At 63.9% G+C, this 26,023-nt stretch carries 25 protein-coding genes; 4 read left to right on the forward strand and 21 right to left on the reverse strand.

All coding sequences use genetic code 11. The features are described 5' to 3' along the window. Window positions 1-80: 80 nt before the first annotated feature. The gene (locus C7G41_RS27230) at window positions 81-2,402 is read right to left on the reverse strand and encodes a molybdopterin guanine dinucleotide-containing S/N-oxide reductase (RefSeq protein WP_106945419.1); all 2,322 of its coding nucleotides are present in this window, start codon (window positions 2,400-2,402) and stop codon (window positions 81-83) included. Between the two features lie 328 nt (window positions 2,403-2,730). Between C7G41_RS27230 and C7G41_RS27235 the strand changes: the two genes are divergently transcribed. Then, on the forward strand, window positions 2,731-3,081 hold the full coding sequence (locus C7G41_RS27235; protein WP_106945420.1) for a RidA family protein: 351 nt from the start codon (window positions 2,731-2,733) through the stop codon (window positions 3,079-3,081). 80 nt (window positions 3,082-3,161) lie between these two features. Here the strand turns inward: C7G41_RS27235 and C7G41_RS27240 are convergent, their stop codons facing one another. After that, window positions 3,162-4,283 (reverse strand): LysR family transcriptional regulator, encoded by a 1,122-nt coding sequence (locus tag C7G41_RS27240; protein ID WP_245446701.1) that lies wholly within the window; start codon window positions 4,281-4,283, stop codon window positions 3,162-3,164. Between the two features lie 51 nt (window positions 4,284-4,334). On the opposite strand from C7G41_RS27240, the gene C7G41_RS27245 reads away from it, so the two are divergent. Together C7G41_RS27245 and C7G41_RS27250 are read left to right on the forward strand one after the other, a co-directional pair. Then, window positions 4,335-5,270, forward strand: coding sequence for an MBL fold metallo-hydrolase (locus C7G41_RS27245; protein ID WP_106945421.1), 936 nt, complete (start codon window positions 4,335-4,337; stop codon window positions 5,268-5,270). A gap of 15 nt (window positions 5,271-5,285) precedes the next feature. Next, the gene (locus C7G41_RS27250; RefSeq protein ID WP_106945422.1) at window positions 5,286-6,287 is read left to right on the forward strand and encodes an alpha/beta hydrolase; all 1,002 of its coding nucleotides are present in this window, start codon (window positions 5,286-5,288) and stop codon (window positions 6,285-6,287) included. A gap of 175 nt (window positions 6,288-6,462) precedes the next feature. On the opposite strand, the gene C7G41_RS27255 is transcribed toward C7G41_RS27250, so the two are convergent. The 8 genes from C7G41_RS27255 to C7G41_RS27290 form a co-directional block, all read right to left on the reverse strand. Then, window positions 6,463-7,479 (reverse strand): ABC transporter ATP-binding protein, encoded by a 1,017-nt coding sequence (locus C7G41_RS27255; RefSeq protein WP_373681161.1) that lies wholly within the window; start codon window positions 7,477-7,479, stop codon window positions 6,463-6,465. Beyond that, the gene (locus C7G41_RS27260; protein ID WP_106945424.1) at window positions 7,421-8,413 is read right to left on the reverse strand and encodes an ABC transporter ATP-binding protein; all 993 of its coding nucleotides are present in this window, start codon (window positions 8,411-8,413) and stop codon (window positions 7,421-7,423) included. The genes C7G41_RS27255 and C7G41_RS27260 overlap by 59 nt, the downstream gene beginning before the upstream one ends. After that, window positions 8,413-9,303 carry an ABC transporter permease gene (locus C7G41_RS27265; RefSeq protein ID WP_106945425.1) on the reverse strand — a complete coding sequence of 297 codons (891 nt, stop codon included), beginning with the start codon at window positions 9,301-9,303 and terminating at the stop codon, window positions 8,413-8,415. Before C7G41_RS27265 ends, C7G41_RS27260 begins: the two co-directional genes overlap by 1 nt. Further along, the gene (locus C7G41_RS27270) at window positions 9,296-10,240 is read right to left on the reverse strand and encodes an ABC transporter permease (protein ID WP_373681164.1); all 945 of its coding nucleotides are present in this window, start codon (window positions 10,238-10,240) and stop codon (window positions 9,296-9,298) included. The genes C7G41_RS27265 and C7G41_RS27270 overlap by 8 nt, the downstream gene beginning before the upstream one ends. A gap of 54 nt (window positions 10,241-10,294) precedes the next feature. After that, window positions 10,295-11,860 carry an ABC transporter substrate-binding protein gene (locus C7G41_RS27275; protein WP_106945426.1) on the reverse strand — a complete coding sequence of 522 codons (1,566 nt, stop codon included), beginning with the start codon at window positions 11,858-11,860 and terminating at the stop codon, window positions 10,295-10,297. A gap of 50 nt (window positions 11,861-11,910) precedes the next feature. Further along, complete coding sequence (locus C7G41_RS27280) at window positions 11,911-13,137, reverse strand: aminotransferase class III-fold pyridoxal phosphate-dependent enzyme (protein WP_199198640.1); 1,227 nt, start codon at window positions 13,135-13,137, stop codon at window positions 11,911-11,913. A gap of 121 nt (window positions 13,138-13,258) precedes the next feature. Then, complete coding sequence (locus C7G41_RS27285; protein WP_245446705.1) at window positions 13,259-15,562, reverse strand: penicillin acylase family protein; 2,304 nt, start codon at window positions 15,560-15,562, stop codon at window positions 13,259-13,261. A gap of 267 nt (window positions 15,563-15,829) precedes the next feature. Beyond that, window positions 15,830-16,570: a GntR family transcriptional regulator gene (locus tag C7G41_RS27290; RefSeq protein WP_106945427.1), complete on the reverse strand. Its 741-nt coding sequence runs from the start codon at window positions 16,568-16,570 to the stop codon at window positions 15,830-15,832. Window positions 16,571-16,748: 178 nt separating this feature from the next. On the opposite strand from C7G41_RS27290, the gene C7G41_RS27295 reads away from it, so the two are divergent. Then, a complete protein-coding gene (locus C7G41_RS27295) occupies window positions 16,749-18,512 on the forward strand; it encodes an NAD(P)/FAD-dependent oxidoreductase (RefSeq protein WP_106945428.1) in 1,764 nt (587 codons plus the stop codon). A gap of 146 nt (window positions 18,513-18,658) precedes the next feature. Here the strand turns inward: C7G41_RS27295 and C7G41_RS37035 are convergent, their stop codons facing one another. The 11 genes from C7G41_RS37035 to puhA form a co-directional block, all read right to left on the reverse strand. Next, window positions 18,659-18,889, reverse strand: coding sequence for a hypothetical protein (locus C7G41_RS37035; RefSeq protein ID WP_146159802.1), 231 nt, complete (start codon window positions 18,887-18,889; stop codon window positions 18,659-18,661). A gap of 353 nt (window positions 18,890-19,242) precedes the next feature. Continuing rightward, window positions 19,243-19,641, reverse strand: a complete 399-nt coding sequence (locus C7G41_RS27305; RefSeq protein WP_373681162.1) for a hypothetical protein — start codon at window positions 19,639-19,641, stop codon at window positions 19,243-19,245. A gap of 9 nt (window positions 19,642-19,650) precedes the next feature. Next, a complete protein-coding gene (locus tag C7G41_RS27310) occupies window positions 19,651-19,872 on the reverse strand; it encodes a hypothetical protein (protein WP_106945431.1) in 222 nt (73 codons plus the stop codon). Between the two features lie 35 nt (window positions 19,873-19,907). Continuing rightward, a complete protein-coding gene (locus C7G41_RS27315) occupies window positions 19,908-20,387 on the reverse strand; it encodes a hypothetical protein (protein WP_106945432.1) in 480 nt (159 codons plus the stop codon). 84 nt (window positions 20,388-20,471) lie between these two features. Beyond that, complete coding sequence (gene hemA, locus C7G41_RS27320) at window positions 20,472-21,683, reverse strand: 5-aminolevulinate synthase (RefSeq protein ID WP_106945433.1); 1,212 nt, start codon at window positions 21,681-21,683, stop codon at window positions 20,472-20,474. Next, on the reverse strand, window positions 21,680-22,690 hold the full coding sequence (puhE, locus tag C7G41_RS27325; RefSeq protein ID WP_106945524.1) for a putative photosynthetic complex assembly protein PuhE: 1,011 nt from the start codon (window positions 22,688-22,690) through the stop codon (window positions 21,680-21,682). Before puhE ends, hemA begins: the two co-directional genes overlap by 4 nt. Before the next feature lie 13 nt (window positions 22,691-22,703). After that, complete coding sequence (gene acsF / locus C7G41_RS27330; RefSeq protein ID WP_106945434.1) at window positions 22,704-23,801, reverse strand: magnesium-protoporphyrin IX monomethyl ester (oxidative) cyclase; 1,098 nt, start codon at window positions 23,799-23,801, stop codon at window positions 22,704-22,706. Continuing rightward, window positions 23,798-24,103: a hypothetical protein gene (locus C7G41_RS27335; RefSeq protein ID WP_199198641.1), complete on the reverse strand. Its 306-nt coding sequence runs from the start codon at window positions 24,101-24,103 to the stop codon at window positions 23,798-23,800. Before C7G41_RS27335 ends, acsF begins: the two co-directional genes overlap by 4 nt. After that, the gene (puhC, locus tag C7G41_RS27340) at window positions 24,100-24,558 is read right to left on the reverse strand and encodes a photosynthetic complex assembly protein PuhC (protein ID WP_106945436.1); all 459 of its coding nucleotides are present in this window, start codon (window positions 24,556-24,558) and stop codon (window positions 24,100-24,102) included. Before puhC ends, C7G41_RS27335 begins: the two co-directional genes overlap by 4 nt. Window positions 24,559-24,571: 13 nt before the next feature. Further along, window positions 24,572-25,246, reverse strand: a complete 675-nt coding sequence (gene puhB / locus C7G41_RS27345) for a photosynthetic complex putative assembly protein PuhB (protein ID WP_106945437.1) — start codon at window positions 25,244-25,246, stop codon at window positions 24,572-24,574. Further along, window positions 25,243-26,010: a photosynthetic reaction center subunit H gene (gene puhA / locus C7G41_RS27350; RefSeq protein WP_106945438.1), complete on the reverse strand. Its 768-nt coding sequence runs from the start codon at window positions 26,008-26,010 to the stop codon at window positions 25,243-25,245. The genes puhB and puhA overlap by 4 nt, the downstream gene beginning before the upstream one ends. Window positions 26,011-26,023 lie beyond the last annotated feature (13 nt).

Raw genomic sequence — 26,023 nt, forward strand, 5'->3', positions numbered from 1 at the left:
GGCGGCCCCATTTTCTTCATGACTCCCGCCGCCTTGCATCACGGCGGAAGCGACGATCACGCAGCCCGGACCGGGGTTCGTTACACCGGATCGAACGCCCGGATCGGCGGCAGATTGCCGGTGAACTTCTCGACCTCGACTGTCGTGAGCTGGCCGGTGCAGCCCTGCGCAAAGGACGACGTGCCGACGTCGCGGGTGAGCACGTTCGGATTACCGTGCACGCAGAGCGGCGCGTCGTCTTCGGGGTCCATCGGGTCGTACCAGGCGCCGGTCGGGAGCTGGACCACGCCGGGCGCGATGCCGTCGGTGACATGGGCCGCGGCGAGACAGGCGCCGCGCGCGTTGAACAGCCGGATGATGTCGCCGTGCTTGATCCCGCGTGCGTCCGCGTCCTGCGGGTTGATGCGCGCGACCTCGCGGCCGCGATGTTTGCTTTGAAGCGAATGTCCGCCGAAATCGAGCTGGCTATGCAGACGCGTCGCCGGCTGGTTGGCAACCAGGAAGCACGGCACCCCCGGCTTGGGCATGTCGGATTTCTCCAGCCAGACCGGATGGCCCGGACAGTCCGCATCGCCATGACCCGCGATCTTGGTAGAGAAAATCTCGATGCGACCGCTCGGCGTCGGCAAAGCGTGATTGACGGGATCGTCGCGGAAGCGGCGCAGCCGGCCACCGTCGTCGGGCTGCTGCGGCACCACCAGGCTGCCGCGCTGCCAGAAGTCTTCGAAGCTCGGCGCCTCCAGGCCGCGCGCCTCGAGCGAGGCGCGGGTCGGCTCATAAAGATGCTCCAGCCACTGACGTGACGTCCGCCCCTCGGTGAAGGGCTCGCGCGCGCCGAGACGGTCGGCGAGATCGGCAAAGATCTCATAGTCGTCGCGCGCAAGGCCGAACGGCTCGGCGATCCGGTGCATGGCGACCATCAGGGGATCGTTGCTGGAATAGCCGATGTCTTCGCGCTCGAGCGTCATCGTCGAGGGCAGCACGATGTCGGCATGCCGGGCCGTGGCAGTCCATGCGAGCTCGTGCACGACCAGCGTGTCGACTTTAGCAAACGCCTTGCGCAGGCGGTTGATGTCCTGGTGGTGATGGAAGGGATTGCCGCCGGCCCAATAGACGAGGCGGATATCCGGATAGGTGCGCGTCTCGCCATTGTATCGATAGGTGCTTCCCGGGTTGAGCAGCATGTCGGCGATGCGCGCCACCGGAATGAAATCGCGGACGGCGTTGCGGCCCTGCCCCAGTGTCGGCCCCGGCACGTCGTTGACGCGGCGGCCGTAATAGCCGATCGCCCCCAACGAATAGGCGTAGCCGCCGCCGGAGAGGCCAATCTGGCCGAGCGCAGCCGCCAGCACCATGCCCATCCACACCGGCTGCTCGCCATGCTCGGCGCGCTGGAGCGAATGAGAGACGGTGATGAGTGCGCGCTTCCCGGCGAGCCGGCGCGCCAGCTTGCGGATCGTGTTGGTGTCGACGCCGCAGATCGCGGCGGCCCATTCGGCGTTCTTGGGTTGGCCGTCGCTCTCACCGGTGAGATAGCGCAGGAAGACGGGCCATCCCTCGGTGTAGCGATCGAGGAACGCCTGGTCGTGCAGGTTTTCAGCGACCAGCGTATGAACGATGCCGAGCATCAGCGCGGTGTCGGTGCCGGGCACGCACGTCATCCATTCGGCGCCGGCCTCGACGGGCAGGTCTTCGCGCAGTGGGCTGACCAGGATGAACTCGCAGCCGCGGCGGCGCGCAGCTTCCATCGCGCCGCGCTCGACATGCTTGCTGATCGAGCCGCCTGCGACCATCGAGTTCTTCAGCGCCATGCCGCCGAACGCCAGCACGATGTCGGTATCGGCCGCGATCTGCTCCCAGGTGACGTTACGCTTGGTGATGTCCTCGTAACCGCAGAGGATCTGCGGCAGCAGCACCGACGACGCGCCGGAGGAATAGGAGTTCACCGAGCGCACATAGCCGCCCAAGGCGACGTTGAGGAAGCGATGCACCTGGCTCTGGGCGTGATGGAAGCGGCCCGCGCTCGACCAGCCATAGGAGCCGCCGAACACCGCGCCGGGCCCGCGCGTGTCACGGATGCGTGCCAGTTCGTCGCCGAGCAGATCGAGCGCCTTCTCCCAGCTGACGGAGACGAATTCGTCGCGGCCGCGGCGATCGTCCGGACCGGGACCGCGTTCGAGCCAGCCGCGGCGGATCGCGGGTTGGGTGATGCGCGCCTGATGGCGCAGCGCGCCGGGAAAATTGCCGATGATGCCGTTCGGATCTGGATCGCCCGCATACGCCCTGACCTCGAGCCCGGCCTCGCCTTGGCGTGCCGAGAACACGCCCCAATGCGAGGTGTGCGGCTTGAAGCCGTCGGACAGGTCGAGGCCGGGGTCGGGGAAGCCAATCGTGTCGTCCATCGTCGCATTCCTTGTTCCGGTCGCGGCACCGTCCCGGCCGCACCGATGTCATCCGGGTAGCAGTATAGCAATCCGCTCTTCGATGTCGTCGGGTCAGGGCCTGCGAAAATGCCGGGCGCTCGTGCAGAGACTGCTTGGCCAACGTTCGCAGGGACGACCGGCGGCGATCTTTCGACCAATTTGTACTTTTATTTTCAACGCTTTAGTCGACTGCATTCAGAGGCCGCGCGCCCGTCTTTCGGTAAGACTTGGCACGCGATCTCTTGCAACGACACTGACATTGAAATGTGCGATATCCCGGCTCGTCACACACAACATCGGTCCCATCATGATCAAGCGCGTCTTGCCCTACGAAGGTCTGCTCCACGAAGTGGTCGAGCATCATGGCGTGCTTTACATCGGTGGAATCGTCCCCGAGGACACGAGCCTCGACATGTCAGGCCAGGCAAACGACGTCCTCGGGCAGTTGACGCAGCTGCTCAAGACCCTAGGATCCGATCTGGGCAACGTCGTGCAGGTGACCATCTACATGACGAGCCTCAAGGAGAAGGCAGAGTTCAATGCAGCCTGGAAGGCGCATTTTGCAGAGGCTCATCTGCCGGCGCGCGCCGCAATCGGCGTGGCCGATCTCGGTCCCGGCGTCAAACTCGAGATCACGGCCATCGCCGCTCGACAATAGTGGCGCGGGGACCCGCTGATTGAGAGTCCCGACGATCATCAAGCCTAAATGCGTGACCTGGTGCGGTTGACCAAGTCGAATCAGGACGCAGCCGCGTGGTACAGGCACTCGCGTAGCCAAGCATGAGCGCCGTCCTCCTGATTGCGCGGATGCCACAACGCAACGATACGCGCGGGCGGCAGATCGAGCGGCGGCGGCGTGAGATCGAGCTCGTGGGAAAACCGCATCAGAAAACGTCGCGGAAGGGTACAGATGCAGTCGCTGTGGGCAAGGATGACCGGCGCCAGCGCATAGGTTTGAATTGAGACGGCGACGCGCCGGGAACGGCCTAGCGCGGCCAGTGCGTCGTCGACCAGGCCCGAGAATCCACCGCCGTCGGCAGAGATCAGCAGATGATCGAGCGCACAAAAGCGATCGAGATCGAGCGCGCCGTTGCCGCGTGGATGACCCTTGCGCTGGGCGGAGAGGAAGCTGTCCTCGAAAAGCGGGCGCTGCATCAGATCGCCGTGCGCCCCGTCCGCCCCCGTCACCAGAATGTCGATCTCGCCCCGCTCAAGCCGATCGACGACGTCGCGCGTAGGATGGACGAAGGCCAGCCGCGCCCGTGCGGCCGTGGAGGTCAACCGCGCGACGAATCCGGGCGCCAGCGTCACGGCTGGATTCTCATGGATGGCAACGACAAAGGTACGCTGGCTGCGGACCGGGTCGAATACGGCCGGCCCCTCGACCATGCGACGGAGCTTGCCGAGCACGTCTGCCAGCTCCGCCTGCAGCTCCACCGCTCTCGTCGTCGGCACCACGCCGCGGCCCGCCGCCGCGGGCACGAACAAGGGATCAGCAAAGACCTGTCGCAGCCGGTTCAGCCGAGCAGATAGTGCCGGCTGGCCGATGTTCAGGCGCGACGCCGCGCGCGTGACGTTCCGCTCGCGCAGCAGGGCCTCCAGGGCGAGCAATAGGCCAAGGTCGATCTCGGCGAGATCGGTGTCGTCGGCCGGCCGACCTGGACCGTGTTCCGCATCCGGCATCGGTCCTCCTCCGTTCAAGGCAATGATCGCGGCCGGACCAGCCGCGATGAGACAGGTAAAGCCAAAATGGCGGCCTGAAAAGCCGGGCTGACAGCCTTCGATATCGACGGGGTCGATGGGACCTATCGAACCCACGGCCCTCCCGGCGGCGTGGCGCGCTTCGTACTTCACGGTCACGGCGGCTGGCAATCAGGCCGGCTCAGCCACGATCTGGAGTGGAGGACCTTGATGACGCAAGCGACCAAAACCTATCGCGTTGGCGAAGCAGCCGTCACGCGGATCGATGAGTTGCGGCTTGCCGCGTTCAAGTTCGACGCCCTCTATCCTGGCGCCGATCCGGATGCGCTGGAGCGCCATCGCGACCAGCTCGAGGCGGGCTCTTTCGATTCCACGACCGGCACTTTCATTCAAAGCATCCACAGCTGGTTGGTCAAAACCCCGCACCACACGATCCTGATCGACACGGCGACCGGCAACGACAAGAACCGGCCTGACATTCCGCCGCTCCATCGTCTGAACGAGCCCTTCCTGGCGCGGCTGGCCGCGGCGGGCGTCACCCCGGAACAGGTGGATTACGTTCTGCTCACGCATGTCCATGCTGACCACGTCGGCTGGAACACGCGCCTGGTCGACGGTCGCTGGATTCCAACGTTCCCGAATGCGACCTACGTCTTCTCCCGCATCGAGCAGGCCTACGGCGAGAGCCTCGCGGCCGGCACGGCGCCGGCCGGAGCAGCCCGCCCGGACCCGGCCCTCGGCCCGGCAGCGCGCAAGCCGGCCGACCGCGTCTATGACGACAGTGTGCGGCCGGTCATCGAGGCAGGGCTTGCCCAGCTCATTTCCGTGAATGGTGAGGAGGTCCTCGACGGCATCTCCTTCATCCCGACTCCCGGTCACAGTATCGATCACGCGTCGATCCGTCTCGTCTCCCGCGGCGAGCAGGCGCTGTTTGCCGGCGACGTGATGCACCATCCGCTGCAGGTGTATGAGCCTTCGCTCAATTCCTGCTTCTGCGAATTCCCTGAGGCCGCCTTGCGCTCGCGCGCCGCCGTCCTGGAGGACGCAGCCGATCGTGGCGCAACCCTCTTCACCACCCATTTCGCACAATCGTCCGTCGGACGCATCGACCGCCGCGGCGATCGCTTCGCCTGGCACTTCCTCTGATCAAGGAGACCGACCATGGACCAGCAAACTTTCGCACGGGCAGACAGGTCCGACATCGTGGTCGAGGATCTCATGATCCCGAGCGACACGGCCGGCATTTCGCTTCACCTACGCAACAAGCGACAAGCGGCGCTCAAGACGTTTTCCGCCGAGCGAACCATCCTGATGATGCATGGCGCGACCTATTCGTCGGAAAGCCTGTTCGATGCGCCGCTCGGCGGCATCTCCTTCATGGATTATCTGGCGGGGCATGGCTACGATGTCTTCGCACTCGACGTGCGCGGCTATGGCGGATCGACGCGTCCGCCCCAAATGAACGCACCGCCGGAGGACTCCGAGCCGCTCGTGCGCACCGAAATCGGCGTGCGCGATCTCGCCAGCGCAGTTCAATACATCCTGAAGCAGCGCAACATCACGCGGCTCAATCTGGTCGCCATGTCCTGGGGCGGCTCTGTGGCCGGTGCTTACACGGCAGGCAATAACGACAAGATCGTAAAGCTTGCGCTGGTCGCGCCACTGTGGTTGCTGAAGGGCCCGGCTCCGGTCGATGCGGGCGGCCGCCTCGGGGCCTATCGCAACGTCCCTGTTCTGGACTTCAGGGAGCGCTGGCTTTCCGCAGCGCCCGAAGCAGCGCAGCCAGGTCTAATTCCAGCAGGCGGCTTCGAACTCTGGGCGAACATCTCGCTCGCAACAGACCCGCAGGCCAGCGCAGGGACTGCTCCGCTTATGCGTGCGGTGAACGGTCCGATCCTGGACATCCGCGAATACTGGGCCGCCGGCAAGGCCCTTTACGACGCCAGCGCCATTCGCGTGCCCGTGCTCCTGGTCCACGCCGAATGGGACCGGGACGTGCCCATCAGCTCGGCGCAGGATCTCTTCCTCTCGCTGAAACACGCGCGATATCGGCGATGGGTTGAGATCGGCGAAGGCACGCACATGATACTGCTGGAGAAGAACCGGTTGCAGGCGTTCGACGCGATCAACCAGTTTCTCTCGGAGCAGTATGAGTGTGCTTAGCGCGCGTCGTGCGCATGCCGCCGCGAGAACACAGGCGTTTGGCCTGATACTCCCCCAATGGAATGACGCGCAATCATCGGTGGTTCCTCGGTTGCGTTGGCGGATCGTAGTTCACCCGCATTTCCATCTCGTCCGTCGCACTCCAAACCGCTGGACGCCATGCTGCGTTGCGCTTTCACGCCGAGAAGAGATGGCACGCGACATGCCGACCGGGGCCTGACTCTCTCAGCGACGGCGCTTCGACGCGGCAACGGTCCATCGCGTAGGCGCAGCGCGGATGGAAAGAGCAGCCAGGCGGCGGATCGAGCAGACTCGGCACCTCGCCGGCGACCACCGGATGCCGAACAAAATCCGGATCCGCGCGCGGCACGGCGTCGAGCAGCGCACGCGAATAGGGATGCTGCGGATCAGAATAAATCTTCGCCTTCGGTGCGAACTCGACGATCGAGCCGGCATACATCACGGCGACGCGGGTCGACACCGCGCGTACCACCGCCAGATCGTGAGCGATAAACAGGTAGCTCAGGCCGAGCCGCTCCTGCAGATCGAGTAGCAGGTTGACGATCTGCGCCTGCATCGACACGTCCAGCGCTGACACCGGCTCATCGCACACCACGAAATCCGGATTTAGCGCCAGTGCTCGGGCAATGACGATGCGCTGACGTTGGCCGCCGGAGAATTCGTGCGGGTAGCGTTCGACGCTATTCCTGGGCAAGCCGACCAACTCGAGCAGTTCGGCGACGCGGTCGTTGCGGTCCTTGCGCGAATGGGTGCCGGCGATGTCGATAGGTTCGGCGATGGCGCTGCCGATCCGCATACGCGGATTGAGCGAGGCATAGGGATCCTGAAACACGAATTGCAAGCGCGACCGTACCGCGGCCAGTTGCGCCTTGCCGTTCGCTCCGGCGATGTCATGACCGAACAGACTGACGGTGCCGCTGCTGGCCGGGATCAGGCCGACCAGGATGCGGCCGGCGGTGGTCTTGCCGGAGCCGGATTCGCCGACCAGTCCCAGCGTCTCGCCGCGCATGATGTCGAAGTTGACCCCGCTCAGCGCATGCAATGTCGATGTGCCTCCAGCGTGCTTCACGGCAAAGGTCTTCTTGAGGTCGCGGACCTCGACGATTGGCTGATCAACCATGGCGCTCGCCCAGAACAAGAATGCGCGGCGGGCAGCGCGCCGACTGACCATCGCTCACCGGCTGCATCAATGGCGGCTCGTCGCGGCAGCGCGGCTGCACCAGCGCGCAACGCGGGCTGAAGCGGCAGCCCACAATGATCTCCTGCGGCCCTGGAATTCGGCCCGCAATGGTGGCAAGGCGTGGCGCATCGCTGTCGAGCTTCGGCACCGCGGCGATCAGCCCTACGGTGTACGGGTGCACCGGTCGCCGGAACAACTGCGCCACCGGTGCCTCTTCGACCACGCGGCCAGCATACATCACGATGACGCTCTGGGCAAATTCTGCAATCACGCCGAGATCGTGTGAGATCAGCATTACTGACATCTTCAGTTCCTTGCGCAGGTCGCGCAGGAGTTCGAGGATCTGCGCCTGGATGGTGACGTCAAGCGCGGTGGTCGGCTCGTCGGCGATCAGGAGGCGCGGCTTGCAGGCGATCGCCATGGCGATCATCACGCGCTGCCGCATGCCGCCGGACAACCGATGCGGATAATCGTCAGCGCGGCGCGTCGCATCGGGGATCCGTACCAGCCCGAGCAGTTCGACCACGCGCTTCCGCGCGGCAACACCCGTGAGGCCCTGATGCTGGCGCAGTGTCTCGGAAATCTGATCGGCGATGGTCAGCACCGGATTGAGCGACGACATCGGGTCTTGGAAGATCATGGCGATCTCGCTGCCGCGGATACGCCGCATGGTCGATCCCCGCTCGCGGAGCAGGTCTTGCCCCTGATATGTGATCGTCCCTGACGGTATCCGCGTGGTGGCACGCTGGTGCAGCTGCAGGATCGACAGCGCGGTGACGCTCTTGCCGCTGCCGGACTCGCCGACGATGCCGACGCAATCGCCCTCACCGACATCCAGCGACACGTCGTCGACCGCCGTGACCCAGCCGGAATCGACGCGGAACTGGACGGTGAGATTGCGGACCGACAGCAGCGGCATGATCATCACTCGCCTCCCTTGAGGCGAGGATCGAGCATGTCGCCGAGCGCATCGCCGAGCAGGTTGAGGCTCAGCGCGGCGAGGCTGATGGCGATACCGGGAAACAGCATCACCCACCAGGCCTCGGTGGCGTAGTCGCGGCCCTCGGCGATGATATTGCCCCAACTGGCGATCGGCGGCTGGATACCGACGCCGAGAAAGCTCAGCGCCGCCTCCGCCAGCATGGCGTAGGCGAAGATGAAGGTGAGATGCACCAGCAGCGGGCTGAGGCAGTTCGGCAGGATGTGCCGCAGCACGATGCGCAGCGACGAGGCGCCGGAGACCTGCGCCGCCTGCACGAAATCCATCTCGCGCACGGTCAGCGCCGCAGCGCGGACGATGCGCACGCCGGCGGGAATGTAGGCCACCGTCAGCGCGATAATGACGCTGGAGACGCGTGGGCCGAGCGCCGCGGCAATGCCCAGCGCCAGCAGGATCGCCGGAAACGACATCAGCGCATCCATCAGCCGCATGATGGCGCCATCGAGCCGGCGGAACTGTGCCGCGATCACGCCGAGGATCGCGCTGCACAGGCCGGACACCACGCAGACGGCGAAGCCAACGAACAGCGAGACCCGTGCGCCGTAGAGCACCCGGGTGAAGACATCGCGGCCGAACATGTCGGTGCCGAACCAGAACGCCTGCGACGGCGGCCGGAAGCGGAAGCGCACCCGCATGGCAGAGGGATCGACCGGCGAGATCAGCGGCGCCAGCACCGCAGCCAGCGTCAGCAGCAGAATGATGGAAGAGCCTATGACGAAGGACCGATGACGCAGCAGGCGGCGCCACGCGCCATAACCGCGCGGCGCGGCGATAGCGTGGACCGTCGTCAGCGATCCCAGGCCGGTGTCAGTCATGGCGCACCCTCGGATCCGCGAGCGTGTAGAGGATGTCGACGATCAAGTTGATCATCACGAAGGTGAAGCCCAGGATCAGCATCGTGCCCTGCACAAGCGGATAGTCGCGGGCAAGGATCGCCTGCACCACCATGCGGCCGATGCCCGGCAGCGCGAAGACCTGCTCGATGATCACCGAGCCGCCGATCGCCGCACTGAGCAGGATGCCGGTGGCAGTGATGATCAGGATCAGCGCATTGCGCAGCGCATGCTTTCCGACCGTGCGCCACTCGCTCAGCCCCTTGGCGCGAGCGGTGCGGATGTAGTCCTGGCCGAGCACGTCGAGCATCGCCGAACGGGTCATGCGGGCAAGGAAGCCGATCTGGAACAGCGACAGGATCAGCGCCGGCAGCGCCAGCGAGGCAAACCACGGCCCCACACCCTGGGAGATCGGCGTAAAGCCGCTGGACGGCACCCAGCCGAGTTGCACGCTGAACAGGATCACGCCGAGGATGGCGATCCAGAACGCCGGGATCGACACGCCGAGCAACGCCACGGTCATCACGGCGGAATCGATCCAGGTGCGGCGGAAATAGGCGGCGACCGATCCGAGCAGCACGCCGACCGGAATGGTGAAGGAGATTGACAGCGCCGCCAGCGACAAGGTCACCGGCAGTCGCTCCGCCACAGCCGACAGCACGCTTTGATTCAGAACCAGGGAGGATCCGAAATTGCCCTGCGCCAGATTGAACAGCCAGATGCCGAGCTGTTCGAGGAACGACCGATCGAGGCCGAGTTGCCGGCGCACCTGTTCGACCGCCGCGGGCGAGGCCTGTTCGCCGGCGATGATCAGGGCCGGATCGCCGGGCAGCAGGCTGAGCAACAGGAACGCCAGGATCGAGATGATCAGGATCACCGGCACGGCCTGCAGGAATTTTACCGCGACGATGCGTATCAGAGCGACCTCCTCCACCCCGTCATCGGGTCCCGGCAAATCTCGGTGGACTATGCATCAATCGAGCCACAGGTCCCACAGCTGAAGAATGCCGGCATAGTCGTTCTGACCCTGCAGTTTCTTCGCGTAGCCCGTGAGTCGACCGGTGTCGGCGATCTTGACCAGGTAGCCGCCGCCCAGCACCTCCTTCTGGATGGTCAGCCAGCTCGCACGCCGCGCTTCCAGCGTCGGCGCCGCGAAGAATTCCGCATAGGCCTTGTCGAGGATCTCGTTGCCGACGATATGCGGGAACGTGTAGAGCACCGGCCGCCACTGCTGCGGCCCGAGTATGTGATCGGGCCCGAAGGCCGTCGTCGACAGATTCCAGTCGCCGGTGCCCTGCTGCATATGCGAGGCGTTGGTGGTCCAGTCGGTGACCTGGACATCGACCGTCATGCCGGCTTCCTTGAGTTGCTCGGCGACGATCAGCATGGTGGAACGCATCCACTGGTAGTTGCTGTTGGTCTCGATGACGATTTTCTCGCCCTTGTAGCCGGCCTGCTTCAGCAGTTCCTTGGCCCTGGCGGGACTCTTGATGTCGTACCAGGGTGTCGGTGCGGTATCGCCGAGGAAGTACGGCGTGCCGGGAAACGACATCCACGGATTGCGCTTGTTGATGCCGCCGGCCCCCTCGATGATGTCATCGACATTGATGGCCGCGGCGATGGCCTGGCGGATCAGGACGTTGGCGGTGAGGCCCTTCTGCGAGTTGACGATCACATAGCTGCCGAGGGTGGGAAACACTTCGCGGATCGCCAGATCCTTGCGCGAGGTGACGCGGGCGGCGAGTTCGCTCGGCACGCTCGAAATCATCTGCGCCTCGCCGTTCTGCAGCGCGGCAATGCGCGTCGTCGCCTCGGGCATGAACCGATAGCGCACGCCGTCGAGATAGACGGTCTTGCGTCCGCCATAGCCGTCACGACCGGGCACACTGGTGTCGGCGGTGTAATCGTCGAAGCGGGTGATGGTGAGATGGCTGTCCTTGACCCATTCGCCGAGCTTGAAAGGGCCGGTACCGATCACCTCGATATCCCGGGCTGGCTTGTCCTTCTGCGACGCCGGCAGGATCATCAGCGGATAGATCGGCGACTTGATGACGTCGAGCAGAACGACGTTGGGCTCCTTCAGCACGATGACGAAGCTGTAGGGGTCTGGCGTTTCGAAACGATCGACGGCATCGAGATTCTTGGCATTGGGACTGATGCGCTTGTAGCGCTCGAACGAAGCCTTGACGTCGGCCGAGGTCATCTCCTGGCCGTTGTGGAATTTTACCCCTTTGCGCAGTTCAAACGAGTAGGTCTTGAAATCGGTCGAGGCGGTGGCCTTTGTCGCCAGCATGGGGCGGGTGGCGTTAGCGTTATCGAGGGTTACCAGGCCTTCGAAGATATTGTTGATGACCTCGAGTTCGACCGCACTCGACGCCATGTAGGGATCGAGCGTACCCGGACCGGAGACGCTGGCATAAACCAGCGTGCCGCCCTTCTTGGGAGTCTGTGCGCGGGCAGAACCGACGGGGCCGAGCGAAACTGCGAGACCCAGGGCCAGCGCCACTGCGATGCCTCGTCGTGCAACATTCCAACTCATTCGCCTGCTCCCAAAAGTTCGCCGCAAACTCCGTTCAAGCCTGCTGCAGTCTAAAGCCCCGCCACGATCCTGAGGGCGTCATCGGTCACCGACAACGCGTGATCGATATCCGCGGCAGTATGCGCAGCGGACAGAAACATGTTGTGCTTGGGGTGCATGTATACGCCGCGCTTCAGCGTCTCCTGCGTAAAACGATAACCCCTGGCGTAATCGACATCGTCCTCGAACAGGATCGCCGGCATCTGTGGCGGGCCGCTTTGCCGGACGCCGAGATTGTAACGCCGGGCCTGCTCGGCGATGCCGTCGCGCAACCGCTGGCCCATCCGCAGCATGTGCTCGGGGCCGTTCTCGGCCTCCAGCACGTCGATTGTGGCGAGCGCGGCGGCCATCGAGGTCGCGCCGCACCAGAACGAGCCGGTGGCGTAAAGCTGCGCCGCAGCGTCGCGAAAGCGGTCATTGCCCAGCACCGCCGACAGCGCATAGCCGTTGGCAATCGCCTTGCTCCATGCGCTGAGATCAGGCTGCACGCCGATCTGGTCCCAACTGCCATGCAGCGTCAGCCGGAAACCGGCGCGGACATCGTCGAGGATCAGCGCGGCGTCGTTGGCGTCGCACAGCTCTCGCGCGCGCCGGGCGAAAGCGGGATCGGGCAATTGCTGGTGCTGGCCGTAATCATGCTTGAAGGCGGAGACGACGATGGCGGCCAGATCGCCATCGGCTTTATCCACCGCCGCTTCGAGACTGGCGGCATCGTTGTAGTCGAAATACAGAATGTGCGCGCGGTCCTCGGACATCACGCCATAGGGATATGGCGAGCACCACGGAACGGCACCGTGATAGGCGCCGTTGGCCAGCAGGACCTTGCGCTTCCCGGTGGCGCCGCGCGCCAGGGTCACACAGGTTGTGGTGGCGTCGGTGCCGTTCTTGGAGAACAGCGCCCAGTCAGCGTGGGTGACGAGGCCGACCAAGCGCTCCGCCAGTTCGATCATGCGTTCGGACGGTCCGTTGAGCACGTCGCCCTGCTCCATCTGCTTCCGGGCCGCGGCGTCCACGACTGGGTGGCGGTGGCCAAGCACGATCGGTCCCCAGCTGCACATGAAGTCGAGATACTTGCGGCCGTCGACATCCCAGATGTGACAGCCCTCGCCTCGGGTGAAGAACTGCGGATAACCGGCCGGCAAACCGCTGGCGCGCATGTGGCCATACATGCCGCCGGGCACGACACGGGTGGCGCGGTCGCGCAGGCTTCGATCGATCGGGCCGAGTTCGGGGGTCATCAGCTCTCCTGTCCACGCCGCATCAGGATATATGATATATAGATCGCCGCAAGCGCGGCACTGGGGCGGTTGGCGGCAGCACTGACTGAAAAGATGCCAAGTCTGCAGCTCTGCCCTGCCATCACGACGGCAGCAACTGCTGATGCGACGTCGCCTCCGCAGCGATCCTGCTCCAGTCGTACAGCATCGGCACCATCTTGCCGGCGGCCCAAGTCGCATTCTGGTTGTCGTAGGACGGACTGCCGGTATGGCCCGACGCACCGTGAAACACGATCCACTGGGAATTGTCCCAGGCGCCGACATCGAACACGTAGCGCGAGAGCGCGGCATAGGTCGCCTTCATGCCGAGCCGCGCGATGTAGCCTGTGGCGAACGGCGTATCGTTGTCGCCACCGAGCAGACCGCAAGCCTTGTCGAGTGAAGCCGCGTGTTGCGGATAGGTCGCCGACAGCGGATGGCGCAGGATCGGGCGATGCACGGTGCCCCAGTCATCCGATGGGCATTCCTTGGCCGCATCATTCAGCGCCTGCACCAGCAGATCGTCCCAACTGGCGCCGGCCAGCAGGCCGGTATCGTTGGCGCGCAGCAGTTGCGGCACCGTCCACCAGATCTGGCTCTCGCCGAAAATGCCAGGCGAAATCTTGGTATAAGGACTTTCGGAAACGGCGCGCACGCCGCTCCGGTCGGCGACGAGCTTGGTCAGCGCCGTGCGCAGTGCCACGTAGGCCACCGCGGCCGTCGAGTCGCCATCCATGGCGCCGTTCCATTCGACGATGCGGTCGCGTAGGGTCGCCGCGGCGCCATCGACCGCAAGGCCGCGGATGCGGTCGCGGAATTCAATCGCGATCACGCTGACGGTGTCGCGATGGATCGCTGCCATGTCTTCCACCGTGGCCTTATCGAGCCCGGCGAGACGTTGCCAGATCCGCCTAGTGCGGTGCGGCGGCATGCTGTCGGTACCGAAATAATGCACGCCATTCTCCGCCACGCGGTTGTTGGCCGTGACGATGGCCTGCTCCGCTGGATCGATGGTGCAGGGCATCTCCTCGAATGGGATCAACCCGTTCCATTCGTGCTCACCGGTCCAGCCCGGAACCGGCAGCCAGCCATTGGCGCGCGGGCGCACGGGTACCTTGGCGCGCACGCGGTTGCCGATTTTTCCGCTGATGTCGGCGGCAACAAGGTTGTGATCCATCAGCCCCCATTCGCGGCCCGCGTCATAAAGCTCTTCAATGGTCGAGGATCGCAACACCGGTAGCGTGCAATCGAACGAGGTGTCGGGCACCGCGAATTGCATTGAGCGCAGTACCAGGCCCGTGCCTGCGGCGGGATCGCCGGCGATGACCGGACCATGCATGGTTTCGACCACGTCGATGACGACATTCGCTTCACCGCGGACGGCAATGGTCTCGGCCCGGTGCGTGACGGGCTTCCAGCCGCCCTTGAAGCTGGTGTTCTCCACCTTCGGGTCGAAGCGCTCGACATAGAGGTCGTGGATATCGACGAAGGCGTGGGTGACGCACCACGCCACCTTGCCGTTGTGACCGAAATTCGGGAAGCCCGGCGCGCCGGGCACGCTGAGGCCGATGACGTCGAACTCATCGCAGGCCAGATGCGCCTGGTAGTACATGCTCGGCATTTCCAGCACGCGGTGCGGGTCGCCAGCCAGCAGCGGCCGCCCGGTGGCGGTCTTCTGCGGGCCGAGCGCCCAGTTGTTGCTGCCGCCGGCGACTTCCGCCTCCTGCTGGTCATGGCCGGCCAGCAACGCTGCGAGTCCCGGCTTGAGGTCGGCGAGGGTGGCGAGATAGCGCACGCCTCCAACGCCGGGCGGGATGCACAGCATGTCATCGCCGCCGTCGTCGAACCGCAATTTTGCAATCTGGTCGGCGCCGACGATCGGCAATGCGGCCGCGCGCCATAGTTTCCACCACACCGAGCCCATCAGAAAGCCGATCTGGCGCATGACCGCGATGGAATGCCACGGCTCCCACTGCGCCGGTCTTGCATTGAGGATGGCGTACTCCGCTGGCCATCTGCCGAGCGCGATGAAGGCGTTGACGCCGCGCGCATAGGCTTCGAGCATGGCCCTGGTTTCGTCGTTGAGTAATGCGAAATCGCGCTGCGAGGCGCCGGCGGTGTTGAGCTGCCGCCCCAGCACATCGGCAGCGATGGCGGACTTGCCGACCCACTCTGCATAACGTCCGGTGCCACGCCGCAGCAGCGCTTCCATCTGCCAGAGACGGTCCTGCGCGTGAGCAAATCCGAGCCCGGCAAAGGCGTCGAGATGCGAGGCCGCACGGATATGTGGAATGCCCCAAGTGTCGCGTCGCAGCTCGACTTCGCCGGACAGACCGGGCACCGCCGCCGGGCTCGCAAGATCCGGCAAACTATCCTTTGAATTCAGATCGATAGAACCTGCCATCATGACGCCATCCAAGTTGAGCGTTGCGATCCATCGTGTCGGCGCATTCAAGCTCGATCGGCGACGTCTCTAACTTCGCGGACGAAAGCAGGAAGCCCCACTTGCAGGATATATCATATATTCTGATCGCAGTTTTCGTCGCAGTCAATGCAGAGTTTTATGGGCGCGAAGCAGGCCGCCGCAAACGCGCATCCGTCCAACTGGCGCATCAACACGGCTGCGAGCTGAAGACGCTTCGATTGACTCGACGATGTCAGGTGCCGTCAGGTATCACGATGCGGGCGCCAGCAGCTCCAGGCGCATGGTGCCGTCGGCATCCTCCCTGACGACTGCCTTGCCGCTCTCGATCTTCGAAAGCAGCTGCACCAGCAAAGCACCGCCTTCAATGATGTCGTCCTGAATCGCCTGGCGGGCCGCGACGGGATCGCGATCTTGCAGCGCTTCCATCAGGATCAGATGCTGATGACGCCCGGGATAGGTCGGACGTGCGTGCGGGTAGAGGAACTTGAGCAGAGGCCCGTTACGCAGCCAGATTGTCTCCAGGAGGGAGACCAGATCCTCGGCCTGTGACGCGCGGTAGATGAGGAAGTGGAAATTGAAATTGGTCAGCGTGGCGGCTTCGGAGTCGCCGTCTTTCTCGGCCCGCACCAGCCCTTCGTGGAGTTTCTTCAGCTTTTTCAAATCAGCCGCAGTCAGCAGCGAGACAGCCTTTTCCGTCGCGAGACCTTCCAGGAACAGGCGAATCTCACGAAGCTCCCGGTAGCGCGTCAGCGACAGCCGGGTCACGGTAATCGATTGCCCCGAACGCATTTCGAGGCCGCCCTCGCGAACCAACTGCATAATCGCTTCGCGCACCGGCGTGTCGCTCACGCCCATCGCCGCGGACAGCTCGCGAATACGCAGTCGCTGGCCGGGCCAGAAGCGTCCGGCCATCAAGGCCTCGCGCAACTGACCGTAAGTGCGCGAGGCCAGGTTTTCGCGGCTGCTCGAAACGAAACCCGTCAAAGCCATCTTTTTATCCCGAGTAGTATGAGCCCGTGGCGCGGACTCTGCGAGGGCGAAGCCGACAAGCGCTGGTGATCATGAGGCCTCTTACTAAAAATGCGACCCGGGCGCCACGCGCCTCTGGCCAATCTCGAAATCGAAATATATCATATATCAACTCACGAGCGTGGAAAGTGACTTTTCGATGCAGTCTGATAGCCAGCCCGCGCAGTGGCTCGCGGGCTTCCACGACGCCCTCGTCGCCCGTGACAAGGCCCGCCTCCAGGGACTCTTCCTGGAAGAATGTTACTGGCGGGATTTCCTGGCCTTCACCTGGAATATCGTCACGCTCGAAGGCCGCGCGCCTATCTGGGAGATGCTGTTGGCGCGGCTGGACGAGGTCAAGCCGGAGAAATGGCAGATCGAATCCGTCGACGCACCCGGCGACGCGGTGGGGGCATGGTTCAGCTTCGAGACCGCGGTCGGACGCGGCAAGGGCCACCTGAGGCTCAAGGACGGGCGATGCTGGACGTTCTTCACCACGCTCCGCGAACTCAAGGGGCATGAGGAAAAGCGCGGGCCGACGCGCGTTCCAGGTGCCAAGCATGGCGTCGTCAAAGGACGGCGGGTCTGGCTTGACGGGCGCAACGACGACAAGGCCGAACTCGGCATCTCGCGGCAGCCTTATTGCCTGATCGTCGGTGGCGGCCAGGGCGGCTTGGCGCTTGCTGCACGGCTTAAACAACTCGACGTTTCTACCTTGATCGTGGACGCGCTGCCGCGGCCAGGCGACGGCTGGCGTCGGCGCTATCGATCGCTCTGTCTGCACGATCCCGTCTGGTTCGATCACATGCCTTACTTGCCGTTTCCGGACAACTGGCCGGTCTATACGCCCAAGGACAAGATGGGCGACTGGCTGGAGGCCTATGCCTCCATCATGGAACTCGACATCTGGAATGCGACGCGATGCACGCACGCTGCATTCGACGACGCAACCAAACGCTGGACGGTCGAGGTCGAACGCGACGGCCAAACAATCACGCTGCAGCCGGCGCAGCTGGTGCTGGCCACCGGCATGGCCGGCGTGCCGAACCGTCCAGTGTTGAGAGGCCAGGATCGCTTCCGCGGCATTCAGCACCATTCGAGCGAGCATAAGGACGGCGCACCCTATGCCGGCAAGAAATGCGTCATCATCGGCGCGAACAATTCCGCCCATGATATCGCAGCGGATCTGTGGGAGAATGGCGCCAGCGTGACGATGATCCAGCGCTCACCGACCCTCGTCGTGAAATCCAGTGCGCTGGAGCGTTACGGACGGCCACTTTATTCGGAAGCAGCGGTCGCTGCCGGCATCGACGCCGACCGTGCCGACCTGATCGCTGCCTCGATCCCCTACCGCATCCTGCCGCAGTTCGCGAAGCCCACGGTGGCGCGGATCAGACGGGACGATGCGGATTTTTATGAGCGGCTCGCGGCAACGGGATTCATGCTGACGTTCGGCGAGGACGAGAGCGGCATCGGGCTGATGTATCCCAGGCGCGGTGCCGGCTACTACATCGATGTCGGCGCCTCCGACCTGATCATCGACGGCCGGATCGCCGTCAAGTCCGGCGTGGAGATCGACTATCTGACTGAGAACGCCGTCGTCATGGCGGACGGCACCACCCTGCCCGCCGACCTCATCGTCTACGCGACCGGCTACGGACCGATGAACGACTGGGCGGCACAGCTGATCTCACCGGCAGTCGCCGAAAAGGTCGGACCATGCTGGGGCCTTGGTTCCGGCACAGCAAAAGATTCCGGTCCCTGGGAAGGCGAATTGCGCAACATGTGGAAGCCGACCAGGCAGGAAGCACTCTGGTTTCAGGGAGGCAATCTGCAACAAGCGCGACACTTCTCTCTCTACACGGCGTTGCAGATCAAGGCGCGGATGGAGGGGATGCCGACGCCGGTGTATCGCACGGAATGAAACCTTCACGTTGACACCGGCCTTGCATTATTATTGCACGAAGTCTCGACCTCGTCAGCCATCACGCCGGCCTCCCAATCATTAGAGCCAGGCCGAACTTGCTGAACAGGCGATCGTCAAGCTGGTGGCGCAGTACGGCTAGCGCCTCAGTCGAACTTCAGATCCTTTTTTAGGTTAGCAAGTTCGGCCTGCCGTTGTTTTTCAGCTTCCGCCCAAATCTGCTTTTGGCGCTGCTGTTGCTCCCAGTGTGACCTGTAAGCTCGGTTCGTTTCCGCAATCACTTTGTTCACTTCGGGAAGGTGGTCTGGTTTAACCTCCTCAGGCATGCGCTCGATTTGCAACCGATTGCCGGACACCGACGCGTGCCGCTTCATCATATAGGTGCTGACTCCAAGCCTGATTGAAGTAGTCGGCCCATTCGCCCGGAGCACTTTGGGAAAGTCTAAGAACAAGGCGCTGCAGTGCTCCCGGACCTGAGGGCTCAGACGTTTTGTCGTCGAATTCAGCAATCGTGATGTCGATGAACTGATCCAAAGCAAACCTCCCTCAGCGAGCGGATGCAAAACAGGATCAAAAAATCGCAAACCGTACAGCAAACCGCGGTGACCGTTCCGGTTCTGTCCAACCCTAAGCTATTGAAAGGATTGGTGGGCGCACCAGGGCTCGAACCTGATCTCCGGCGCTGTCGCGCGCATCCGCTTCAACACCACGGGCTGGAGACGACAGGGCCCTAATGGGTCACACGGGGAAGCAGGGGGACTCGGTTAGCAACAGACAAAGTAGCTGCCTCCGAGGTCTCAAGGGCGATCTTTTGCGCAAGCATAACGTCGCCTGGGACGAGCGCACCGACCGGCGCGAAGCACCAGCCGATCCCTTCCTTGCCGTTCCGATCAAGCTCCCGAATATTTGCCGCGGTTCCGTAGCATATCCGGTAACGTTTGCCGCTGTCGGAACCAGTTACATCAAAATATCTGGCCGCGTCGAATTGCGCGCGTTGTCCGGCGGAAAGCCAATCCCGCAGCAAACGTCGGCTACGCGCTTCGGGGGTATTCTCCGCACGCATGGCACGCAAAAGCCTGCGAACCAATTTCAGCCGCGCGTAGTCACGTCCCTTGATCGGCCATCGCATCGCGGCATCTCAGCCGCCGACCAGACGAGGAAAGAACACCGTCTCGTCCGCCTGCGGATCGAAGGCGGTCAACCGACGCACATCGCCCGGACGCGTACGGACTGCGGCGGTAAAGCCTGCCGCGGTCAAGGTCTCGAAGCGGCGCCGCGCCTCGGCGCTGGCACGCGCGTCCGTGGGGTCGAAATGGTGACGCGTGTCACCTGAATGATCCATCACGATTTGAGTTGCCATCGCAGAGATCCTCCTTGTGTGATCACGAAAGAAATCTAGTCCGGCAACCGCGTGAGCCGCGGCCGCCACACGCCGAGAACAATGTTGGCCATCGCAATGGCCAAAAACACCCAGAGCGTAGTGCGACGCGTCCCCAGTTCGCCGGCGAGCGTGGCGGGATCGATTTCCCCGGCCAACGCTCGCGCGCTTTGCTCGGCTTCCTGCTGGAGCGGCCCGACCACGGAGACGAATCCCCATTCGAAAACGAGGACGCCCGTCGCCAGTTTTGCCCATGCCCAGCCCGCGCTGTGAAAGGTCCTGTTCACAGCCATGGCCAACAGCCCCGCCACCAGAGTGAGCCCGAGTGACGGCATGAAGATCCAGGTCGCCACCGCCCCTGTCGCGATGCTGAGCGGCGCGTATTGCGCGACCGCACTTGGTGCGGGCGCGTATCCGGCCATGACGAGAAAGCAAGCGACCGCGCCGACAAGTCCGATCGCTCCCAGCGTATGAAGAAACTTCATCAACTTCCGCATGATTTACCGGAGTTCGCAAAAATCCTGCCTATCGGGCCATCGACCAACTCCAAACGCCCAGATCAGTCATCCAAGGCCAGCCGATCAAGCTGCCTTGGCGAGCCCGACCTCCGCCCAAATTTCTGCCAGGGCCTGCACCAGATGCTCGATATCGGCATCGGTGTGATGCGGCGACGGCGTGATGCGCAGCCGCTCGGTGCCGCGCGGCACGGTCGGGTAGTTGATCGGCTGCACGTAAATGCCGTAGCGGTCGATCAGCACGTCGCTGATCTGCTTGCACAGCACGGGGTCGCAGACCATGACCGGCACGATGTGGCTGGAATTGTCCAGATGAGCAACTCCCGCCTCATCGAGGCGCTTGCGCAGCCGCGCGACGCGATCCTGATGCCGCTCGCGTTCCGCCGCGCTCGATTTCAGGTGACGGATGCTGGTCAGCGCGCCGGCAGCGACGGCCGGCGGCAACGATGTGGTAAAGATGAAGCCGGAGGCGAAGCTGCGGATGAAATCGCAGATCGTGGCCGATGCCGCGACGTAGCCGCCGATGACGCCGAAGGCCTTTGCCAGCGTGCCTTCGATCACGGTCAGGCGGTGGCTGACGCCCTCCCGGTCTGCAATGCCGCCGCCTTTCGGTCCATAGAGGCCGACGCCGTGGACCTCGTCGAGATACGTCATGGCATTGTGGGCGTCCGCGACGTCACAGAGTTCGGCGATCGGCGCGATGTCGCCATCCATCGAATAGACCGACTCGAAGGCCACCAGCTTCGGCGCGTGCGGGTCGAGATCGCTGAGCTTGCGCTCGAGATCGCGCGGGTCGTTGTGGGCGAAGATGAAGGTTTCACTGCGGCTGTGCCGGATTCCCTCGATCATCGAAGCGTGATTGAGCTCGTCCGACAGGATCGTGCAGCCGGGCATCCGCGACGCCAGCGTGCTCAGCGACGCCATGTTGGAGACATAGCCCGACGTGAACAGCAGCGCGGATTCCTTACCGTGCAGGTCGGCCAGCTCCTGCTCCAGCAGCACGTGATAATGGTTGGTTCCGGCGATGTTGCGGGTTCCTCCGGCCCCGGCGCCGCAACTGTCGAGCGCCTCGTGCATCGCCTTCAGCACCGCAGGGTGCTGGCCCATGCCGAGGTAATCGTTGGAGCACCAGACGGTTACTTCTCCGGCGCCGCCCGGATGATGATGTTTGGCGCGGGGAAAGGCGCCTGCCTTGCGTTCGAGATCGGCAAACACGCGATAGCGGCCTTCGCGATGAAGGCCTTCGAGTTGCCGGCGAAAATAGGCTTCATAGTTCATGACGTCCTCCCCTTGATCGTTGTCGCCGGCTCGGGACCGATAGTATGAGCCGCCGTCAGGCCTTCTCTTGCCTGTTGTTCGCGAAAACTCTGGCGAAACTGGTCTTCGAGACGCTGCCGCGCGCAGGCTGCCTGCGACAGCCTGGGCGGCGCCGCATCGGGGCGCACATCCGCGAGCACGACGAGGTTGGGCGGCGCCGCGGTGGTGTTGGCGTCTCGTTCCTGTTCCATGGTGGTGTCCTCCGGCGGGAAACCCGAGCGCATGCCCCAGCCCCACAGCGTGATCGCCGGCAGCGGAAGCAGCATGAACCAGTGTTCGACAACGCCGAGCGCAAACAACGTCGATACCAGCGTCAGGCCGACGATTTCGAAGGGCGTGACCGCGACTTCGACAATGCGCTGGATCATAATGACGAGAACCGCGGTCGCGAGGGTGACGGAGAGCGGGAAAAAGGCGCTGACCGGCCTGCGTGCGAAGAACGTCTTCAGGAAGCGCACCGCGTCCGGCATCAATTCGTCGTTGGTGACGGGAACGCCGAGGAAGAGGTTGATCTTGGCGCTTTGCCGCAGCACCCAGAGGGCCGCAAACGTCCAGAGGCCGACCTGGTTAGGGCTGCTCCACGTCAGCGCGACGATGGCCGCACCGCAGGCCAGCAGCGCGAACTCATGATAGAGGATGGCTTGCAAGGCGAGGCTGAAGCGCTTGGGACCGATCGCGCCGGCCGGACAAGGCTGCGGTCGCGGTCCCGTCAACCAGCCCGCGAGAAAGGCGATTTCTTGCGCGCCCCATAGCAGGATGGTGCAAGTGAAGGCCGTGTAGGCGCCTCCGACGCTGGTATCGCCGGCGGTGAGCATGAGGCCGCCGAGCGACCCGGCGAGCAACCCAACTGCCAGGAACGCTCGCGACAGTTCGAATCGTCCCGAGCGTCCCACCAGCAGCAGCACGGCCCCGGTGCTGAACCACCACACAAAGGCAGCGTAGATGGGCGGGACCGTGTAGGCGGCGATCAAGGCACCCTCCTCACCAGGCCGGTTGCATGCAGATTTCACGCGGCAGCGCGTTCGGCTTCACCGGCAGCAGGAACAACCGTGCGAATGCCAGTGCAGCCTGCGCCGCAAGGCCAGCGCGCTTCACCCTCGACAGCAAGCCGCCCTGCTCGCGCGCATCCGCGATCGCTTCCGAAATCAGCCGCAAACGCTCGAGGCCAGCGAGGAAGCGCGGGTTCTCGATATCCAGCGTGACGGGAAACACCTGCCTGGAAATCTCGGAGGTGATGCGGAACACCCGCATGTCGTACTCGGTGGGATCCATGCCGAGCGCCTCGTGGAAGGCGGGGCGCATGTGATCGCGCACATACATGGTGGCGAACACGGCGAGCAGGAAAAACCGGATCCAGAGCTTGTTGAGGCCGCGCAGCAGCGAGGGATCGGCGCGCATCAGCAACGCGAAGGCTTCGCCGTGGCGAAACTCGTCGTTGCACCACAATTCGAACCAGCGGAAGATCGGATGGAATTGTCGCTCGGGATGACGCTCCATTTGCCGGTAGATCGTGATGTATCGGGCGTAACCGATCTTCTCGGACAGGTAGGTCGCGTAGAAGATGAATTTGGGACGGAAATAAGTGTACTTCTTCACCTTGGTGAGGAAGCTCAGATCCACCCCGATGCCGTGATCCTTCAGGATCTCGTTGATGAAACCGGCGTGACGGGCCTCGTCCCGGCTCATGAAGCTGAACAGCTCCTGGATATCCTTGTTCTTGATCCGCTTCTTGATCTCCGCGTAGAGCACGCAGCCGGAGAATTCGGCGGTGAGCGAACTGACCAGGAAATCCTTGAACTCCTTGCGAAGCTCGGGCGGCAGAGATTCCAGGTCGTTCTTGAATTCGTCGGTCTTGACGAAATGCGCCTTGTTGTGATCGGCGCGCAATTCCTTGATGACCGCGTTCCATTCGGACCGGACCAGGCTGACATCGAGGCGATCCATCGCCTCGAAATCGGTGGTGTAGAAGCGCGGGCTGAGGATGGTGTCCTCGCGCGCCTTATCGAGGCTCTCGCTGCTGCTCTTGATGCCGGGGCGCGTGTGCAGGCTGCCCTGGGTTCCGCCTTCCATGGGGATCATGTTGCTCTCCCGTCCGAGAAACTGACTTCGTAAAGCTCGGTCAATTCCAGATACCCTTCGATCCGCGCCCGCAGGCGGTCGAGCGGACCGGCGCGAACCACGGTCGCGGTCCGGCGCACGACCAGGCGCTCACCAAAGGCGACCCCGGTCGGCGCGTCATGAACCCTGACCTCGTCGCCGGGCTCGATCGCGATATCGCCATCGAGCACGACATGGGCATGCAGCGTCTCCGAGGTCTGCTCGATCTCGATCGTGCAGGGCACGTCGAACGTCTTGCGAGACGTCGTCCACAGCATAGTCATGCCGCACCTCCCTTCAATTTCATCAGCCGCGCAAAGGCCTCGGTGTTGGCCGATCCGAAAGCGTCGAGATCGATCTGCTTGCCGGTCGAGGTGTCCGTCAGCGTGATCTGGCCGTTGACGAACCGGGTGACGCGAAATGGCGGCTGCTGGCCGATGTCGCCAAGCTTGCGTTCCCGCGCGAGCCCGCGCAGCACGACGCGAATGAAGCCGTTGGTGCCCGGCGCCAGGGTATCCACCAATTGCCGGCTGCCGGCGTCGTACACCAGCACGGCGCCGTTCTTGCCGTCCTCGAACTGGAAATCTCGGCTCTCGGCAACCGTCGGCAGCGTCATGTGAACGCCACCCGTTCCCGTCAATCGCGCCGTCGTCACCGTCGCGAGCGAAAACAGGACGAGGGCCGCAGCCGCAATGATTCCGCCTTTGGGAACGACGGGCTCGTGGATGGCCTGGCTCATGAGTGCTCTCCGTTCAGGCAGCCGCGGTCGACGGCGAATTTGCCGTGACGCCCGAGACCAAATTGCGGTTGGCGGACGCCGAGAGCGCGACCGCCGTCGGCGCGGGCTGGCCGCCCAACGCGTCCGAAAGCTTCGCGGCGACGATCGCGGCATCCGGCAGCGCGCACAGCATCGGCTCGGGCGCGCGCAGCCGCCAGGGGCGGATATGCGGCCACAGCAGCAAGTACGAGACGCGCTTGCCGTCAGAGACGCCGAGCGGAATGTCGCCCGACCCGTCGCGATGGATCTTCAGGGCGGCGTTGGTGATCTTGCTCAGCGGGATGTTCATGGTCATCGGCAGCGCAACGCCGAACTGGAACAGGACCCGCTTGCTGGTGAGCGTGTAGCAGGCGGCGCGGCGGAACAGCCACGCGAGGCCGGCGAGCACGGCGATGGCGCTGATCGCCGGAGCGATCAACCAGAGCGCCGAAATGACGACATCCCGGGCCGGCACGCCTTGCGACCAGTTCGACCACAGCCGCCACGCCAGCAGGACGCCAAAATAGATCCCGACCTCACGGATGTGGAACGACCGCAACGCCAGCCCCTTGAAGCTGGGCTTGCCCTGCCAGATCACACGCTCACCGATCGGCAGCGGCGCCGGCAGTTCCTTGAACTGCGAATTGAACTGTTGGTGATCCTGTTTCACAGCAGCGGCTCCTGACGCGCCGGCGTGGCATAGAGCGTGCCCGCGCCGTAATATCCGACGATGCGATCTTCCTCGAGCTTGGTCACCTGATCCGGACTCTTGGTGGCAGGGACGTCGGCGAACTGGCTGCCGAGGATGGCGTTGACCCAGACCCGGCTGCGGCGGCCGTCGATCTTGGCGAAAGGCACCGGCAGCAGCACGCGCTTCACGCCGCCGATAATCGGGACCTCGACTTCGAGATAGCGGATCAGGGCTTCCGCACGATCGACCCAGACGTCGGTGACGATGCCACCCGGTTCGCTGTCCGCGCCGTTGACCCGCATGCCGCGCGGATCGGGATCGCGGGATTCAAGATAGGTGCCTTCGGCAACACGTAGCGGAACGATGCACGGGATGTTGTCCATCGTCAGTTCGGGAACGTCCTCACGATTGGCGTAGGACCCGGGCCCGACGCCATCGAGCATCGGATTGCCGGTCGGCTCCGCCGGCGCGCCCGGCCACACGGCAATCGGCGCCAACGCGACGTCGGGGCGATCGTTCTTGTGGTTCGGTAGCGTCGCGGTGTGCCCGTCCCGCAAGAGATAGGTCTTGGGATCGGGCATGCGCGGAAAGCCATGCGCGATCCCACCGTTGATCCCGGTCGATTCGAGCGGATAACCTTCGCGCTTGTCTTCGCGGCGCAGATAGAAGATCAGGCCGGCGAAGAAGATCCAGAAGACGTAGAGCGTGACCTGTGCCAGGTCCATATACGCGTCGGGCTGCATGGGCGACCTCCCT

The sequence above is a fragment of the Bradyrhizobium sp. MOS002 genome (genome assembly GCF_003020115.1).
Classification (GTDB): Bacteria; Pseudomonadota; Alphaproteobacteria; order Rhizobiales; family Xanthobacteraceae; genus Bradyrhizobium.